Consider the following 18,238-nt stretch of genomic DNA (forward strand, 5'->3'; position numbering starts at 1 on the left):
GTACAAAGAGGTATTAAGCATTATTTCAAATCGACTTTTTCTGTTTAGCTCAAAAAAGTGTTGGGCAATACTTAAAGCATCAGAATCATTATTCTAGCTAGGTTCTCTACCACCAGAATGTTAGAAAAACTCTTCACTGGGACCGCTGTAGGATTTATTGCACTGTTAGCACTGGTCAAATCAACCTATGCATCTCCTAGCGAGCCAGTGACTGTCGATGTCTACGGCTCATCCTACAGTGTTGAGTTAGATCATGAGGCTACAGACCAGGTACTTAGAAACCAACCATGGTGGGGCAACAAAGCCCTCGCCAGCGAACTATGTGAAGCTTTAGTGTATGAAGGCGAAGACATTGCCAGTGTCGGATTTAACACAATGGAAATCAGTGGTGAAGATTACATTGAAGCTTATCTGGTCATGCCCCTCACCACATGTAGTGGACCAGTTTTAATTTCCCAAGCCGATATTGGACAAATGACTGGCGGCACATTTTTTGTTGTCTCAGGTAATGTTTGCTTCACAAGCAATTCAGAAACTCTCAGTGCTCAAGTGCGTAAGAATCATCCCCTGAGTCAGAACCTATACATAACGCCTCAAAATGTAAGCGTGTTAAATTGTGGCTATTTCAATAACTCAATCTTGTATTACTAGAGTTATCGGCGGCCCATTTGGAAGCTATAGATTTAAGCAGTGCACAAAATAGGCATCAACGGGTTACCGTTGACGCTTGTGTTTTATCTCCCATAGTAAACTGCTGAATGTATTCAGCAGTTTACTGCACACATAGTCGCTGATATTCAGAGCTCTCAGCTATAACTGTTGTTGTGAACGATGTGCGCCAAGCTACAGTTATGATGCCTAACGACAGCATCATAAAGATCAGCAAGGCCGTACCGATTGCATATTGGTCAAATGCAAACAAACCTAAGCGTGAGAGTGCTCGTCGAATGAGTCAGAAGGCTGCTTGAAAGGTAATGAACCACTAATCGTCCAGCACAAAACCGGACAAAATACGATGCAATAGACTGTCAGTACGGTAATTAGCTCGGTAGCGGTTAAAGCGTTAGATGTCATGAGAATCGCCTCCTAAAAATACACATTGCAGAGGCGCGTTCCTTCAGGAGAATATCCCTACTTCCGTCCTTCAATATTCAAAGCTTTTTGAATCAAAGGATGAACGGTCTTTACATCTATATTCTATGTTACACATACCCTAAATGGTCAAGGAGTACAGTCAAAATGTCTACAATTCATAACAGAATCAACCTGAATTCATCTAGCCACTAGAATCATTTTTTTAGTATGAAAATCAGGTTACAAATCAAAACGATTGAGGTAAAGATTCTTGAATAGAGCTATTAGGGAATTGGAAGCTAATGACATTGACCAAATTATCCAATACTTTCTGAAAGCAGATTCTAAGTTCCTTAAAGGCATGGGAGTTGAACCTACCAAGTTACCCAGTGCTGATGAATGGAAAGCCCTTCTGAACAAAGACCTTAACCGCCCAATATCTGAAAGACACTTTTACTATATTCTCTGGGAATTGGATAACCATGCCATCGGTCATTCCAACATTAATAAGATTACATTTGGTCAAGAAGCCTACATGCATTTACATCTCTGGGAACCTCAAACGCGCCAGAGAAATCATGGAACTTATTTTATTGGGCAAAGCATTAGCAAATACTTTCAAACATTTGAACTTAAACGATTAGTTTGTGAGCCTTATGCTATGAATCCAGCCCCTAATAGAACCTTGGCTAAAGTGGGGTTTGAGCTCGTTAAAACCTATGAAACCACTCCAGGCTGGATTAACTTTCAGCAAACTGTTAACCGATGGATATTAAGTGAAGAAAAATGGTCACAGTCTGCGGCCATGTGAGACCTCACACATCTCACTGAGTATCTGGATTTAAGGGCACAATATATTGATTATTGGCTCGAACATAACAAGTATAAGCAACAGCAAAGTCATCCACCACCCTACGCTGCACATCCCTTAAGTCTGCGTTCACTTTGAGCCAAGGTTGACCGTTGACCAGGCTAATGGCATCATCGCCCTCAAAGACAGAGTCAACAACCGCACCATAGGCCAGTACAACGATGACATCTCCGTTGTCGCTGCGACAGTTAAGGCCCAGGTTATCCGTCTCTACAACAACCCATTGCCAGTGGGGATACATGCCTCGGTTGCCCTGCACACGCGCTGAGAAAAAATCTCCGTTAGTATCAAACCGGGGTACATCACTCATCTGAGCCTGTGCCGCAGTAGCTATGGAAACTATTCCGAGAAATGATGCTAGGAATCCACGAGTAATCATCAAACTATCCCTAATGTTAGCTAGGTCAGAATAGCACTTGCAAAAAACATCCCAATGACAAACCATGGGCCTACATAAGTAGGCCCATGGTTGCAGGCTATCTCCTATTGAGCATGACTTGCCTGGTTATGCAGCCATATCAAATAACAGAATCTCAGTATCATCTGTCTGACCTGCTATGGAGACTGCTTCAGAGGCCGAAATTGCGGCTCCATCACCGGCACTAAGGAGATTCTTATTCAAGTTAATCTGCCCGCGCACCACCTGAACCCAGGCAAGACGATTGCCTTGCAGCGTATAGTCAACTTGCTCGTTGAGCCCTAGTTGAGCTGCATAAAGATTCATATCCTGATGGATGGTGATGGATCCATCGCGACCGTCTTGGGAACCAACCAAGCGTAATCTGCCCTGTTTTTCTTCAGGGCTAAAGTACGTTTGTTCATAGCCAGGCTCAATGCCTTGCTTGTCAGGCAACACCCAAATTTGGAGAAAGTGTACAGGACTCTCTTTAGAAGCATTGTACTCACTGTGGCTAATACCACTACCTGCAGACATGCGCTGCACATCACCAGGGCGGATGATGGATCCATTGCCGATACTATCTTTATGCTCTAAAGCACCGTCCACAACGTAGGAAATAATCTCCATATCGCGATGGCTATGGGTAGGAAACCCGCGCCCTGGAGCCACCTTGTCTTCATTAATCACTCGCAGAGTACCAAACCCCATATGGGCTGGGTCATAATAGCTGCCAAAAGAGAAGGTATGACGGCTATCGAGCCAACCAAAATTAGCATTACCTCGTTCTGATGCAGGGCGAACAGTCATCATAGGTCTACCTCCCGTGTGGTGTATTGGGTGGAACTAATCCAATTATGAATTGCGTCTTTAAAAAAGACAATAATCAATTCAATTGACGCATTGTCCTTTTTTAGGCAACAATGAACCTACTTGAGATTCACGAAAAAAGCTATTCAAGATTGATTGAAAGGATAGGTCAGCATGGATAAGTTTGCGGCCATTCATGCCTTTGTACAGGTCGTGGAAGCTAAGGGTTTTGCCGCCGCGGCGCGGGACATGGGTATGTCGCGATCAGCAGTCAATAAATTAGTGATTAGCCTAGAAACAGAATTAGGGGCACAACTTTTGCAACGCAGTACCCGCAAGGTCACACCAACGGCGACGGGTACCGCCTTTTACGAACGCTGTTTGGGTATTCTGGCAAACCTAGAGGAAGCTGAACTGGCAGTTTCCCAAACCCAAGTTGAACCGGTCGGACCGCTGCGAATCAATGCTCCAATGACCTTTGGCACCATGCATTTAGGCCCCATTCTGGCAGATTTTATGGCGCAATATCCTGGAGTCCAAGTACAGCTGACGTTGGAAGATCGGTTTATAGATCCATTAGCAGAGGGATTCGACCTCACGGTACGCATTGCCCAACCCCAAACATCCCTGCAGTTGGTGGTGCATGAACTGGCTCAACTCAATTGTTTACTCTGCGCTGCCCCTGAATATTTATGGCATCGAGGAATTCCCCGATCAGCGCAGGATTTGGGTAACCATAATTGTTTGGCCTATGGTGAATTGTCAGGTCGCCATGAGTGGGTATTATCAAATGGCAATAAAGAAAATAGAGTCACTGTCACTGGGTCAATGTGCTCAAATAATGGTGAAGTGCTCAGGGACGCATCCATTCGCGGATTGGGGATTGTTTTATTGCCTCAGTTCATTGTTAAGCAAAGTTTAGCTTGCTGGGACCTGCAAGAAGTGGTGTTGGATTATCAACCTCAGGCATTATCGCTATGTGTGATTTACCCGATCAATCGACACTTATCCCCTAAAGTACAGCTGCTAACAGCATTTTTGCAGAAACGATTTGAACGATTGTTTACGCCATAGCTGAGCTAGCTTGTATGGGTCGTGTTACCTATCAACTAGCCCTTCGCTAATCGTTCACAAACAAACTCTTCCATCTCTTCATAGAGAAACTGTAGCTTGAGACCTGACTCGATATCAGCAGCTTGATCACTGAGTTCCATAAGCTCACCCACTCGATTGGCAATGATTTCGCTGGAATTGTAGAGAGTGTCAGGGGTTATGCCACCTCGACGTCCGGCTTCTAAAAAAGTGGCTTCCAGGTCTTCTCGCAAGTAAGCCGGGTCGATAATCCCGTTAGGAAAGCTCACCGCCAGATAAGCGCGGCACTCTAGCTCCATGCGATCAACGCTGTTATTCAGCATCACGGAGTAGCCATCCTGATTCACAGTACCTGCTACTTCAGGGGTATTTTCAGCAGGAATTACCTGGGCTATCGCCGGCGTTCCATAGAACGCTACGGAGCCAAGGACAGAAAGCAGAAACGATTTCATAGGGAAGCAGGGGTAGAGCATGCTGACATGTGGGCCTAACCAGATACTATATCTTTACACTGATGTAACCACGGGTTTTGCCCAGTTTTTAGAGTGTTTTTTAGCTTGTCTTAACGTATTACGCTGTTTATGCAAATCACTCAGCCCCAAAGTCCAGACACCCCTATTCACCCAATTTTTGACCGCCCCTGGTATCGCCGATTTGAAGCGTGGCTTGGCAACTCATCTCCCCTCGGCAATGCGTCTATTTTTCCACCGGAAACGTTCCCTTGGGCAACAACACTTGAGAACAACTGGACTGTCATTCGCCAAGAGCTGGATCAGGTGTTAACTGATGTGGATGCTCTGCCCAGTTTTCAGGATATTATGCCGCGCCAGAATCGGATTAGCCCAGATAATAAATGGAAAACCTATTATTTTTGTGCGTTTGGCTTTGTTGCTACTAAAAACTGTGAAAAATGCCCTCAAACCTGGGAGCTGCTCCAGGATATTCCTGGCTTAAAGGTGGCTTTCTTTTCTATTTTGGCCCCTGGGAAACACATCCCTGAACATCGCGGCAAACACAAAGGCCTACTTCGCTATCACCTGGGTCTCCGGGTGCCAGAACCGAAGGAAGCCTGTCGCATTCGGGTAGACACCACCATTACCCATTGGGAAGAGGGCAAAAGCTTGATCTTTGATGACACCTACTACCACCAGGTTTGGAACGACACCAATGGCTATCGTGTGGTGTTGTTTTTAGATATTGAGCGCCCCTTTAATTTTCCTCTGTCTTGGGTAAATGCGGCTGTATCCAAACTTTTAGCGCTATCACCTCAGGTGAAACAGGCTAAGGAAAATTACGAAAGCTTTAGCCGGTAGGAACGGTGTATAGAGGCGGATGTAGAGGCGTTCCCTGGAACGCCTCTACAGACCTACCACCATCTGACTGCCAGCATGGGTAGCTCTGGCAAATCGTCTTCCGTTGGCCACTCGACTGGCTTGTAAGTTCCAAAAATATGGTCCCACCAGTCAACGCCCAGGCCAAAGTTGTGGTTCCACATGCCGTACTTGTGGTGTATGTAGTGGACGGGCATCTTCATCCAGAAGCACTTGCGAGGGTTTTCATGCTGTAGCTGGTGGGCATAGGCAGAAAAGGCGGCATACACTAGCGCGCCGCTGGCCCAGCCTAAACCCACCAGCAGGGAAAAGATAAAGGGAATGGCCATTGCGATCGCACTTCCCACGACATAATCTCGAAACTCCCACACCACACCCTGGCCTTCATTGCGGCGATGGTGATCGCGATGACGCTGGCCAATTTGAGGGGAGGAATGCATTAGCCGATGCAGCCAATACTCAACAAAACTGGCAAACACAAAGGCCGCTACAAAGCTAATGACAAAAACTAGAGGCTGAGGCATTGATAACTCCATTAAGGACAAACACAGAGGCACGCCAATAAATCTACTGCTTCATCTTATTATTGTGAAGGATTTTTACGCAGACAAGACGGATTGTGAAGTTGCCCATGCCCCATGCCCCCATGCATTTATCCTTAACTGTGTTTGCGATGGCCGCCCAGTGGCAGCAACGAGCCTTTACCCGTCAGCTGCCCCAGGCCCAAGCCATCCAAGCTCGCTTTCTACAAAAATTACTGAAAGAACAGCAAGACACGGTCCTGGGAAAAGCATTAAAACTAGACCGCATCAGTAACCTTGAGGAATTTCGCCAGCGGGTGCCCTGTTGGCGCTATGACGGATATTCCCCTTATTTTGAACGGGCGGCAGCCGGCGAAACTAACGTGGTGTCGCCGTTTCCGGTGCAGGACTTTAACATGAGCAGCGGCTCCACCGGCAGCCGCAAGCTCATCCCCATCACTAAACGAGTCCAGCAAACTCGCTCCTATGCCAATCAGGTTGCCATGGGTTATGCCTTTGAGCAAGCTCAAGCCCAGGGTAGAGGTTTAGGGCAGCTATTGCTAACCACATTGATTACGCCCCTAGGGCAAACTGAGGGTGGCATTACCTATGGCCACGTCAGCGGCAATCAGATAAGAAGCACCCATCCTTGGGTCTTCAAACAGCTATTTCCCCAGCCCTACGATGCCATGCGGGTGAGCGACACAGCTGCCCGTAACTATGTCTGTCTGCTATTTGGACTCCGTCAGGAAAACCTCACTTCCATAGCTGCCAACTTTCCGCTCATTATGCTGCAGTTTTGCAGCTACTTAGAACGTTTTGGGCCAGCCTTGATCGATGATATTGGCCGCGGTGATATTTCCCAAGACATTCTTCTAGAGCCTGAACTGCGTCAGACTCTACAAAAACACCTATCGCCTCAGCCGCAACGGGCCAAACAGCTACAAACCTTACTCAAGCAACATGGGTGTTTATTACCCCGCTATGTCTGGCCAAATTTATCTTTTTTGGTCACCGCCCGTGGCGGCCCCTCAGATTTTTACTTCGAGCGTTTTGACAAATATTTTGGCAAAACACCGATTTTTGGGGGCACCTATGCCGCATCAGAAGCCACATTTGGTAGCTACTGTCGACTTGATGCAGATGGGGCTATTTTAGCTATCAAAACAAACTTCTTTGAATTTGTTCCTCCCGATCAATGGGAAAAGAGAAATCCCCAAACGTTACTGCCTCACCAGCTAGAAGTGGGTGAATATTATCGCGTGCTCGTCACCAACTACTCAGGTTTTTGTCGTTATGACATTGGCGATGTCCTACAGGTGGTGGATATGTACCAAGGTGTGCCAGTAATCGTCTTCCGTTATCGCCAGGGGGGAGTACTCTCAGCGATTTCAGAAAAAACCACTGAATATCATGTTACCCAGGCAATGGCAGCTTTGCAGGGCAATCTCCCCATCGAAGATTTTTGCGTCACTCTCTCAAAATCTCTCATTGATCCCTATTACGTTCTCAATATGGAATTGGCAGAAGCGACAAAACTCGCTGAGCCACAACAGTTTTTGCAGACATTTGACCGCCATATGCAACGGGCCAATGAGTCTTATGCATTGAAGCGTAAGAAGAATGATATTACCTCCCCTCAGCTCAATCTTTTAGCCGCCGGTAGCTTTAAACAACTACGACAGCAGCGTTTAAAGTCAGGGGTTTCTGATGATGCCCAGGTAAAACTATCGCACATTAGTAGCGATCGCACATTGCTGGATGGCATAACAATCATTCAGCAGATTCGTTAACCCAGAGGCCCTACCTTAGATTGGGAGCAACCTCAAAACGGCGTATATTGCACTGAGAAATAAATCCCACTGTCCTGTAGGCCTTCATCGTCCGTATCCAAATCAACTAAGGGAATGCCCCAGTCTATGCGGGCTGACACGTTGTTGCTCTGTTGCCAGAGTAGGCCAAAACCAATACCTGCTAGCGTATCGGGTCCCGGTGAACTCCCGTCATCATTCCAAACGGTGCCCACATCGACAAAGGGTGTCACTTGCAACAGGCCATCCAGCTCTGGCACCCTGGCGATGGGCCAGCGCAGCTCTGCCGTTAACAGCGCCCCGTTATCCCGTCGCAAAGCATCTTGCCGATAGCCCCGTACGCTTTGAGCACCGCCTAAACTGAACTCTTCCTGGGAGAGCAAATCGTCAGTGGTAACCTGAATGTCACCCCGTAGAAAAAAGAGCTGATCTGGTTTGCCCAACAGTTTCACCCATTGTCCCTGGCCTCGCCAGGAAAAGAAACGGCTGTCAGGTGCATCAGTATTGATGTTGGCACCGAGTAAATCAACACCGACATTGAACTGCGATCGCAATGCCAGTACATGACGCTGACTCCGCTGGGTCCATTCTTGAAAAAACCGCACAGTGCTAATGCGAGTGCGGCCATTCTCATCGGCCCCCGGAGACAGGGGAAATGGCCCAATATCATCAAGGCCTAAACGGGTCTGGCTGGTTTGGTGGGAGAGTGTGAGGCCCAAAGCCGCCGACTGGGTGGGGGTTTCAATCAAAGGACGACGATAGCCCAACTCATAATAGGCACTGTCAGAGGAAATATCGAGCACTGAGAAGGCAGAATTGATCACCTGGCTATCGGCATACCCAGCGGCCAGTCGCACCGTATCATCATTGGGGCTAACCGGCAGAGTATAGCTAAAGTCCACACCATCACTGCCATCAGTGTGCTTATAGCCCAGAGTAATGCGATCGCCAATACCCAATAGGTTACCTTCGTCTACACCGACACTTACCTGAGTCCCCCCAATATTGGGCGACCGGCTGTTGGCCAAGCCCGTATTCACCGCAAATGAATCAGCCTCAACAATATCGATAACCAGCAAACTAGTGCCCTGGCTCACACCTGCCTGCAAATCAGCAGAAACTGTCTCAATTAATGGATCTAGCTGTAACCGCTGCAAACCCGCTAAAAGGTTATCAACGTTAAGCGGTGGCTGGGCCACCAAACCCACACGGCTCCGCACATAGTCGGGCTGTAACCGCTGGGTGCCCCGAACAATAATTTCTTCTAACTCACCCTCAATCACTTGAACAATGACCGTATCATCGACCAGGGTTTGGGGTGGAATAAACGCCCCTGACGTTAAATATCCTGCATCTAAATATCGATCAGTAATGGCCGAACGCAGTTGTAACAGTTCATTAAAACTAACCTGGCGACCACGGTACTGGTCCAGCAGATCCGCAAAATCGTCTGCATCAAAAATCGTACTGCCAACAACTTCAATATCTGCCACATAGAAAGCAGCATCACCCTCACCTAAATCATCCTGCGGCGATAATGTATCTCCACCAGGCGATAGCAACTCATCGGGCGAAGGTAACGAAGGTGGCAAGGGTTCATCTGGCAACGGTATGTCGGGGGGGATATCAGGAGGGAGCGGTATTTCGGGGGGGGTATCAGGAGGGAGCGGCGATACCTGGGCTATGAGAGCGCCTTCAGGCCTTTGGCCAATAGCCGAATACAAGAGTAAACAGCCACATTGCCCTAACCCCAACAATACTTTAGCTAAGAATTTGTCTCTCAATGCCATAATCCGATTGATATGCCATCCGGCAAAGTTAGAAACTATAAGCTGCCTCCGGGTGTCCCGTTGGTGGCATAATTTTCAACGTTTCAGCAGTATGAGCGTTTGATAACGGGGTCTAGAATAACAGAGAAGCGATGTCAACGAACCTATTCCAATGGCATCAATATCGCCTACCAACAACGTTAATCTGCTTTCATTAGCTAAATTATTCCAGATTGGAGCGGCAACATCAGGGTAAAACACGTTCCCTGTCCTAAAGTAGATGTCACATCAATAGAGCCACCGTGCTTATCAACTACAATCTGCCACACGATAGCTAAGCCCAAACCTGTCCCCCGACCAACCTCTTTGGTTGTAAATAAATGATCAAAAATGCGTAGTTTGATCGCTTCATCCATACCTGCGCCGTTATCTTCAATTTTTATCACAATATTATTACTATTTACTGCCAAGCCAGTGCTGACAGTTATCAGATTTACTCGGGATTGACCCATGTCACAACTGGATGATTGATTAACATCATCCAACGTATCAATGGCATTGGCTAACAGATTCATAAACACCTGATTGAGTTGCCCCGCAAAACACTCAATTTCCGGAATATTCTGGTAATGTCTCTTAACTTCGATTTCTGGCCTAGTTTCATTGGCCTTGAGGCGATGCCTCAGAATTAGCAATGTGCTATCAAGACCTTCATGGACATTAAACAATACCTTATGTTCTTTGTCTGCCCGTGAAAAAGTTCGAAGACTATCGCTAATATTATGAATACGCTCCATGCCAGTGAACCATGAAGACAAAATCTTTTCTAAGTCCTGGCGTAAAAAGTCCCATTCAATTGTTTCAATCTGCTCTTGAATGGCCTGCCCTGGCTCTGGGAATGTCTTTTGGTACGCTTCAACTAAAGCTAACAGATCTTGAATATACTCTTGGAGGGGCCCTAAATTACCTTGCAAAAAACTAATGGGGTTATTGAGCTCATGGGCTATACCTGCCACCAAATTCCCCAATGCCGACATTTTTTCGCTTTGGACTAGCTGTAACTGAGCCTGCTGCAATTTGTCTAGGGAATCTGACAATTCAGCCGTACGTTGCTCAACCCTATGTTCAAGTTCTTGAGCTAATTGTTGCAGCCGAGATTCTGCCACAGTTTTTTCAGTAATCTCCTGGGTTAACAATTTATTTTTTTCTTCTAACTCTTGAGCCAGAAATTTCAAATGCAAATGAAGTTTGACGCGAGCGATGACTTCTTTTTGCTGAAAAGGTTTAGTGATATAATCTACAGCCCCCATCTCTAACCCGCGCACTTTATAGTCAGAATTCGAGAGGGCGGTCATAAAAATAATGGGTATTGCTTTCGTTTTAGCGTTAGTCTTTAGCCGCTGACAGGTCTCAAAACCATCAATACCTGGCATCATCACATCCAGTAAAATGAGACTAGGCTGAGCATATTGAGCCTGTTCAATGGCAGATACTCCATCAGTAGCAACCAGCATCGTCCAATCATTACCTTTTAGCGCATCGGACAGCATTTTTAAGTTTGTGGGTTTATCGTCCACAAGCAAGATCCGCACTGGTTTATCACAGGAGACACTCATAAAAATCTTCTCGATGACACGTGAACTTGCAATAGTTGTTTGATTTCTGAAATTTGAAAATTTTCAGCCAACTTTTGTAGGGTGTTAATTAACTGTTGTGATTGAGCGTCTGTCACCACTAGGGTCTTTAGCTTTTGTTCAATATCTTGAACATTCCCCATCATCGCCCAGTCATAGAGCTCATCTAAAACAGCATCGGGAATTAAAACAGGTATATGGACACCTATGTCAGCAGGCTGACGTGTGTCAAGGGTAAGATTATTACAATCGCTCTCATCATATATCCACTGTAGGTTGAGTAGTGTTTTTAGTGTTTCTGTTAAAGCATCTAAATCAATGGGTTTGGGTAAGAAAACATTAGCTCCAGCAGCTAAACTTCGTTGGCGGTCAGCTTCAAAAACACTAGCGCTGATGACAATAGTAGGTATGGTATTGAGTTCTTGTGTCTGGCGTAACTGCTGAAGAAATTCAATGCCATCTAAATTTGGCATGATCAAGTCAGTGATAATCAGATCAGGGGGTTGCTGTTTGACAAACTCTAAGCCTGAGAGACCATTATCAACACTATGGGCTTGGAATCCCATGTAATCAAGAAAATCTAACAACAGGTTAGAGTCTTCTGCACTGTCATCAACCACTAAAATACTGGGGACTTTCCCTTTAACACCAACAATGGTGTGATTTAAAGCTATAGGGTTATTACCATCGCCATAGTCCAATACAGGAATTTCCAAGTCCATCCAAAATAGACTGCCTTCTCCTGGAGTACTACGCACCTGAAGTTGGCTACCCATTAAATTGACAATTTGTTGACTAATCGCCAACCCTAAACCTGTGCCTTCTGACTTACGCTGGCTATTATCAACCTGTTCAAAGGGTCTAAAAATCTGTTCCAATTGATCCGCAATGATGCCAATTCCCGTATCTTCAACCGATATGCGTAACCGACAACTGTGAGGTAGCTCTGGTGAATGACCAGAATGGAGATTATCCAATTGTTCTACTCTGAAAGTAACGCTGCCTTGATCGGTGAATTTGATCGCATTGCCCATCAAATTGATTAAGACTTGGCGAAATCGTTTTTCATCAATCCGCACGATCTGAGGCAGGGGGTAATCAAAGTCAACGTTAAAAGCCAGCTGCTTGGCACTGGCCCGAATTTGACACATCTCAGCCACACCAGATAAAAGTGGTTCTAGATACACATCTTTGGGAAACAGTTCAAGCTTACGTGCCTCAATTTTTGCAAGGTCCAAAATATCGTTAATCAAAGTAAGCAAATGATTGCCACATTGATGAATAACTGAAATTTTATTGTGTTCTTCGTTCGTTAACGTCCGTGAGTTTTGCAAAATTTGGGCATATCCCAAAATGCCATTAAGGGGAGTACGCAACTCATGGCTCATGTTGGCTAGAAACTCACTTTTTGCTTGATTAGCACTATCAGCAGCCTGTTTAGCTTGAGCCAGTTCTTGGGTGCGCTCCTTTACTCTTGTTTCCAGGGTGAGCGAATAATCCAAAAGCTGTTGGTTAGAAAATTCTAATTGTTGATTTGTGAGCTGTAACCGATGCTTTTTAAAGCGACTAGTCGTTGCGATCGCGCTACCCACCAAAGCAGCCATCGGTGATACCACAGGGGCTACCCATCCCAGCAGAAAGCTGACATAACTTCCCCCCAGCAACAACATAGTACCCATTGCCGTGACAATGCTTGGCATTAAAAACCAGCGCTGCTGACGATTTTCTTGATGATTATAGGTTTCCAAAAACCAGTTGCCCACGGTTCCAAATAAGGACCATAGGATAATCCAGGCCCATTGATACTCCCATGTCCATCCCTTCAATAAAGGTCGCTGTCCCAGGGCAATGTTTAATAGATAACTGGTAATGTTGGCATGGACAAGCACACCAGCCATACGCTGATCCGTAGGCATGAAGCTATTACTGTAGGGAGTACCAAAAAAGTCCTTAGTACTGGCTGCCACTGAACCGATATAGACAATGCGATCGCGCATCAAATTCTCAGGAATCTTACCAGCCAGCACATCCATAATTGAAATTTGCTGATATCGCTGACTGGGACCATGCCAACCCATCAAAATTTGATAGCCCCCGAGTTCACTATGGGTATAGCCTGCCGTCCGTCGCACCATTGGCAAAAAATCAGCCTGCCCTAACCGAAAGTGCTGGCGCTCAGCATTTATAGCTTCAAGAAAAATATTATCCTTTTCTAAATAATTAAGGGCGACTTGAGTACCCAACCCAGTTTTAATAACAGACGTTCGTTTATCTTCAGCAACGATTAAAATACGTCGAATTGTTTGATCCTTGTCTACCACAAAATCGGCAACAGCCACCTGGCCAGAGTCTGCCAAGATCGGTGGAGGGGCTACCTGCGTACCAAACACCTTTTCAACACCGATGAGTTGAGGCGTTGTCTTAAAAACATCCAATAATTGTTGGTGCCCTGGTTCTTCTGGTAAATCTCGATAAAGATCTAACCCAATCACTCGAGGCTGTTGAGCTCGAATATTGTTCAACACCTGGGCCAAGGCTTCATCAGTAATCGGCCAGTGCCCCAACGCCTGGATATCTGGCTCATCTATGGTGACCACCACTACCCGCTCGTCAGTAGGCCCTAACCAACGACGACGATAGAACTCATCGCGTATAGTCCATTCCAGCAAATTTAATAGACCAAACCCATTAGCAAACATCACAATAGCTGCCACGCTGGGTGCCACAAGCCAAATGGGCTTAGCTTGTTGAATAAATTGTCTCAGGGCAATTAAAAACACGTACTGATTAATCTATCTGTCAAAATTACACTCCATGCAGACGTTATGAAGTATTCAAGATTTGCTGTCTAAATCAGTCAATGATGATCGACACACACCCTTCACCAGCAAAGTTTAGACTTCATTTTTAACAGATAATATACGCTGCGGGTTAATTAAAGAAAAGAATGCTCTAACAGTACATCTAAACCAACCGATCCAAGGAATTCAGTCCAATTAGTAGCCGTATCAGCCTGGGTTTGAGAGTTGATTTGTAGTGCAGCCAGTTGCTCAGCAGCATCGTACCAAATACCAGCCTGGGCTAATGCCTTAGCTTTAGCTAAACCATCTTGCGTAGGACAATCTGCCTGAGCCAGCACCAAGGCCATATCAACTCGCTTAATCCAAGCTGTCACGTAGGGACTACCTGGATTAATATATTTGCCCGTTTGCAACGTTACATACCATTGATAATATTCACCAATGGATAATTCTGGAGCCCCCTCTGGCAGAGTAATCCTTAAAATGCCATCAGCCTCATTCAGAGGAACAACCTGACGATAAATGACGGATTGCGTCTCATCTTTAAGACTAAAAATTGCAGTATGAGCCTCAGTTTCAGGCAAATAAGCCATGATTGTAGGTCGCGCTGAAACAGTAAGGCCATAAAGACTTGATGGGGTTACCGCCAACATAGCAGTCCCATTGTTGTTATGGGCGAATTCATCTACTGTCCCACCATTTGGCAAGAATAGTAGTGCAATATCTTCAGCATCCCCTACTCTAGACGCGCCACTCGCAGCTTGGTCAGGGGCAGAGTTTTCTGGCGGTGGAATAAAACCAATGCGCGTCGCACCGCCATCTGCACTTGCAGGCGCTGAATTATCTTGAGGCGGAATAAACCGAATACGACTACCGCGGGAAGCTCCCCCATCAGCTTGAGGGGGGGCGGTGTTATCACTTGGAGGAATAAAGGTCACGGCTAAGCCAGGCGCTAGGGTGACTAGCCAGACACCTAGAACCGTCCCAGCAAATCTGACCAAACGTATCGAAACGCCACACTTCATAGTCATCAGCCTCACTCAACCCCCAGTAAGATTTCTGAAGTAATGATCCATAGGAACACAAGCTTGCAGATACCCCTTATGAAAGCACCAAAAGCATGACTGACCTCTGGCACACCGCATCAAAATTGAAGGCTTAAGGTTCCTTTCAAAAAATATGCATTATATGCAAGCACCAAGACGTCAACTAGAGCTAGAGCAATTCTTTAATAAACAGATTTCTAATGGGAATTGTAACTATTTAGCAACAATATCGCTGTCATCCATGACAGGTCTTTGTCAATTTTAATAAAAAAGGAACCACTTACCCTTATTTATTTCAGCACCTTACGGCGCAAAGTAATAAAAAGATTATCAGAAAAACCTTTGCCATGGGCTTTCCCCGTAAATCCACGGAAAGACTGTTGTGAAAAAGCATGGGCAGTTTTTCCGTAAATCCACGGAAGTTTCTCGTCTTCTTTTAACAGACTCACCTCAGAGCCAATTACCAATGAGTACATAGGCTGACCAGAAAAAGGGATCAGCAAAGTCTTTTTTGTTTAAAAGGTTTAATTGTGCCTGGCGCAGGGCTTCTGCTTTAGTTAGTCCAGATTGTCCTAAATTTTTATACACATCGATCATCAGCTGCTTAGCCACTTCATCCTTAACAGACCAAAGTGTGGCCAACGTGGAACGGGCCCCCGAGCGCACCGCTAATCCAGCCAAACCTAGCAAGGCCCGATCATCCCCTGTAGCAGTTTCACAGGCACTCAAGGTTAACAACTCAATCGCCTGACTACGGTCTGTTTCTCTACGTTCCAGGAGTTCCGACAGTTCATTGATATTGATCGCCCCATCCCAGGTCAGGAAAAAAGTTTGGCTAAAATCAGAGCTAAACTGACCATGACTTGCCAAGTGAAGAATATTGACTTGGCGAGCGGCCAAGCTTTCGCGTAAGGCTTGACGCGTAAACTGTTGATCTAATAGCTGAGATGACGGAAATAGCTTACTGATATTGGCCACCTCTTCTTTAACTGCAGGCAATGCAGCAAAACGGCCACGAGCTTGACTAATACCAGCAACAATCCCCCTAGCATCTTGGCTATCTAATGCATTAGCAGGTAGAAGCTTTAAACCAGGGGATAGGGCAACAGCATATTTTTCAATTAGGTACTGCTGTCCATCGTGGAGAGCGGCCATGGGCAAATTGCGTAGCAGACCGTCTAAAACAAATACCAGTGTTTGATCCGACTTGAGGATACCAGCGTCTTCTGCCGGACGGATCAACCAGCTATACAGGGTTTGAGCATAGCTTAACTGTTCCTGGAAATCGGTAGATGGATGCAAGCTCGCCAAAAATGAACGCAGTGTTACCTCAAGAGTCGTGTATTCAATCTTGGTTTCGTAAACTTGCAGCGGCTGCTCGAACTGAGAGTAAATGACCGCCAATCGATCATCCAGAATGATGGCATAAACAACTGTAGCGTTGGGATCAATTTGCTCCACGTTACTACTCTCGATGTCGATACAAGCTTCCCGGAAGAAATTATCTAATGCAGCTATCTGCAGGTTTTCTAAAACGAGTCGTGCTTTTTCTAAAGAGTCCTGACTACCTTCTATTAGGAGTTGGGAAACAAGATCTCGATAAACGGGCTCGACCTGCTCTCGATAAGAAAATTGAATATCTTGATTGATCGCTAGCAGATCCCCTCTTAAAAGCTGAAGGGCTTCCACAGCCTTGGTATAAGCTTCGATTGATGATTGTAATTCTCCCTGCTGCTCAAATAGCTTTCCCAGTTGCCAGGCTGACTGAGCAATGATGTCTACTGACTGAATTGATTCGGCTATGGCAAGGGATTTTTGGGTCAGATTAAGGGCATCGGTAGATTGTTGGTTCTGACGATAAAGCTGTCCCAACTGAAAGAGAGAATACGCTTCTGCACGCTGATCTTTGAGTGCTTTTGCGGCCTGAGCACCATTGGTCAATAGCTGATGTATTTGAGATGCAGATAGGGGCTGAGCATCGCGGGGGAGGCGGGCCAGGTGGTGAGCCAGGTTCACCGTACTGTATATGGTTGTCCGGCTCAGGGGCAGGGTAACAAGCTGTGTTTGAATTTGCTCTGTGATTTTTGGAATCGCGATGGTGTCGTTGAGTTCAATATAGGTGGAGAGTTTATCTAAACGAGCCTGGAGCTGATCGAGGGGAGTGAGCGCCGCGTCCTCTGCAGCCTGGAAGTACTCTAGTGCCTTATGGGGTGACTCTATCCTGGCGACCAATTTACCAATACTTAAGAAAATAGAACTGAGTTCAGATTGAGATGCCTCTAAATCGCGGGCAATTTCAAGACTTTGGGCCAGAGCGTTATAACTCTGCTGGGGAGAACCGATCAGCTGTAACGCTTGCCCCAAACTGCGCAGAGCGGCAATTTTTAACTCACCATCAGGCATCGTATCCAACTGTTGCGTAATGGTTTGCAACTGTTGTTTGGCACGTCGGTAAAACCCTAACGTTTGTAATGCCTGGGCCTGATTAATGCGAGCCCCCAACACACCTGCTGTGTCACCGACTTGGAGATAGTACGTCTCCGCCTTTTGCCACAGATCTAGAGCCGCTTTAGCCTGCCCACTATGGTTAAGGAGAAGGCTGGCTTGCGTATTCAGAGTTTGAGCCCAAAGAATGGGTTCTGCAAGGGAGGCGCTCTCTAGCAACGTGCGACTATTTTCAATTGCTTGATGGGCCTGGTCCCAGTTATTGAGCGCTTGATGGGCAGAGGCAATCCCATTCCAGCCCATGACTTGACGGGCTAGATCTCCCTGTTGAGCAGCCTGCTGGACTGCCATTTGCCATTGTATAACAGCAGTGGCGAACTGTCCTGAGCGGTAGTAAGTGCGTCCGGCAGCCAGGGGGTCTGTCTCAGGGGAAATCTGCAACGCAGCGGGTACAACATCTTCGGTAACGGCTGGAACAGGTAAAACAAGGGGGCCAAGGGCGATCGCAACTGCCCCCAAAAAACCCAATACCCCAATCCCAAACCAACGGAGTCCTTTAAAGTAGAAAGACAAACGCGCCATAGCCTGACTTTTGCCCTAATGCAACCAGAATTTTCCTAAAGCAACAATAGCGTT

At 46.2% G+C, this 18,238-nt stretch carries 15 protein-coding genes and 1 riboswitch; of the genes, 5 read left to right on the forward strand and 10 right to left on the reverse strand.

Translation table 11 applies throughout. From position 1 onward, the window contains the following. The first annotated feature begins 117 nt into the window (after window positions 1–117). A complete protein-coding gene (locus tag DXZ20_RS22710; protein WP_163667351.1) occupies window positions 118–651 on the forward strand; it encodes a hypothetical protein in 534 nt (177 codons plus the stop codon). Window positions 652–1,106: 455 nt separating this feature from the next. Continuing rightward, window positions 1,107–1,182: riboswitch (Glutamine riboswitch) on the reverse strand. A 163-nt stretch (window positions 1,183–1,345) separates the two neighbouring features. Further along, window positions 1,346–1,885 (forward strand): GNAT family N-acetyltransferase, encoded by a 540-nt coding sequence (locus DXZ20_RS22715; RefSeq protein ID WP_163700938.1) that lies wholly within the window; start codon window positions 1,346–1,348, stop codon window positions 1,883–1,885. A 13-nt stretch (window positions 1,886–1,898) separates the two neighbouring features. Here DXZ20_RS22715 and DXZ20_RS22720 read toward each other — a convergent pair whose 3' ends face one another. Both DXZ20_RS22720 and DXZ20_RS22725 read right to left on the reverse strand, forming a co-directional pair. After that, window positions 1,899–2,324, reverse strand: coding sequence for a hypothetical protein (locus tag DXZ20_RS22720; RefSeq protein WP_163667345.1), 426 nt, complete (start codon window positions 2,322–2,324; stop codon window positions 1,899–1,901). Between the two features lie 126 nt (window positions 2,325–2,450). Next, a complete protein-coding gene (locus DXZ20_RS22725) occupies window positions 2,451–3,155 on the reverse strand; it encodes a pirin family protein (protein WP_163667342.1) in 705 nt (234 codons plus the stop codon). Window positions 3,156–3,326: 171 nt separating this feature from the next. On the opposite strand from DXZ20_RS22725, the gene DXZ20_RS22730 reads away from it, so the two are divergent. Then, window positions 3,327–4,226: a LysR family transcriptional regulator gene (locus DXZ20_RS22730; protein WP_163700941.1), complete on the forward strand. Its 900-nt coding sequence runs from the start codon at window positions 3,327–3,329 to the stop codon at window positions 4,224–4,226. Window positions 4,227–4,261: 35 nt separating this feature from the next. Here DXZ20_RS22730 and DXZ20_RS22735 read toward each other — a convergent pair whose 3' ends face one another. Further along, complete coding sequence (locus DXZ20_RS22735; protein WP_163700943.1) at window positions 4,262–4,696, reverse strand: hypothetical protein; 435 nt, start codon at window positions 4,694–4,696, stop codon at window positions 4,262–4,264. A gap of 129 nt (window positions 4,697–4,825) precedes the next feature. On the opposite strand from DXZ20_RS22735, the gene DXZ20_RS22740 reads away from it, so the two are divergent. Then, a complete protein-coding gene (locus tag DXZ20_RS22740) occupies window positions 4,826–5,557 on the forward strand; it encodes an aspartyl/asparaginyl beta-hydroxylase domain-containing protein (RefSeq protein WP_163700946.1) in 732 nt (243 codons plus the stop codon). A gap of 53 nt (window positions 5,558–5,610) precedes the next feature. Here the strand turns inward: DXZ20_RS22740 and DXZ20_RS22745 are convergent, their stop codons facing one another. After that, complete coding sequence (locus DXZ20_RS22745; protein ID WP_163667329.1) at window positions 5,611–6,099, reverse strand: sterol desaturase family protein; 489 nt, start codon at window positions 6,097–6,099, stop codon at window positions 5,611–5,613. 107 nt (window positions 6,100–6,206) lie between these two features. Here DXZ20_RS22745 and DXZ20_RS22750 point away from each other — a divergent pair, with 107 nt between their 5' ends. Continuing rightward, entirely contained in the window at window positions 6,207–7,889 is a 1,683-nt protein-coding gene (locus tag DXZ20_RS22750; RefSeq protein ID WP_250565884.1) for a GH3 auxin-responsive promoter family protein, read from the forward strand. Between the two features lie 32 nt (window positions 7,890–7,921). On the opposite strand, the gene DXZ20_RS22755 is transcribed toward DXZ20_RS22750, so the two are convergent. The 6 genes from DXZ20_RS22755 to DXZ20_RS22780 all read right to left on the reverse strand — a co-directional run bounded on the left by DXZ20_RS22755 (window position 7,922) and on the right by DXZ20_RS22780 (window position 18,184). Next, entirely contained in the window at window positions 7,922–9,697 is a 1,776-nt protein-coding gene (locus DXZ20_RS22755) for a ShlB/FhaC/HecB family hemolysin secretion/activation protein (RefSeq protein ID WP_163700952.1), read from the reverse strand. A gap of 197 nt (window positions 9,698–9,894) precedes the next feature. After that, window positions 9,895–11,292: a sensor histidine kinase gene (locus DXZ20_RS22760; RefSeq protein WP_163700955.1), complete on the reverse strand. Its 1,398-nt coding sequence runs from the start codon at window positions 11,290–11,292 to the stop codon at window positions 9,895–9,897. After that, entirely contained in the window at window positions 11,289–14,024 is a 2,736-nt protein-coding gene (locus DXZ20_RS22765; protein WP_348918717.1) for a CHASE2 domain-containing protein, read from the reverse strand. The genes DXZ20_RS22760 and DXZ20_RS22765 overlap by 4 nt, the downstream gene beginning before the upstream one ends. A gap of 221 nt (window positions 14,025–14,245) precedes the next feature. Beyond that, complete coding sequence (locus tag DXZ20_RS22770; RefSeq protein WP_250565885.1) at window positions 14,246–15,142, reverse strand: DUF928 domain-containing protein; 897 nt, start codon at window positions 15,140–15,142, stop codon at window positions 14,246–14,248. A gap of 305 nt (window positions 15,143–15,447) precedes the next feature. Continuing rightward, window positions 15,448–15,633, reverse strand: a complete 186-nt coding sequence (locus tag DXZ20_RS22775; RefSeq protein ID WP_163700962.1) for a hypothetical protein — start codon at window positions 15,631–15,633, stop codon at window positions 15,448–15,450. After that, a complete protein-coding gene (locus DXZ20_RS22780; RefSeq protein WP_163700966.1) occupies window positions 15,608–18,184 on the reverse strand; it encodes a CHAT domain-containing protein in 2,577 nt (858 codons plus the stop codon). The genes DXZ20_RS22775 and DXZ20_RS22780 overlap by 26 nt, the downstream gene beginning before the upstream one ends. Between the last annotated feature and the right edge of the window lie 54 nt (window positions 18,185–18,238).

The organism is Adonisia turfae CCMR0081 (assembly GCF_011009555.1).
GTDB lineage: Bacteria > Cyanobacteriota > Cyanobacteriia > Phormidesmidales > Phormidesmidaceae > Leptothoe > Leptothoe turfae.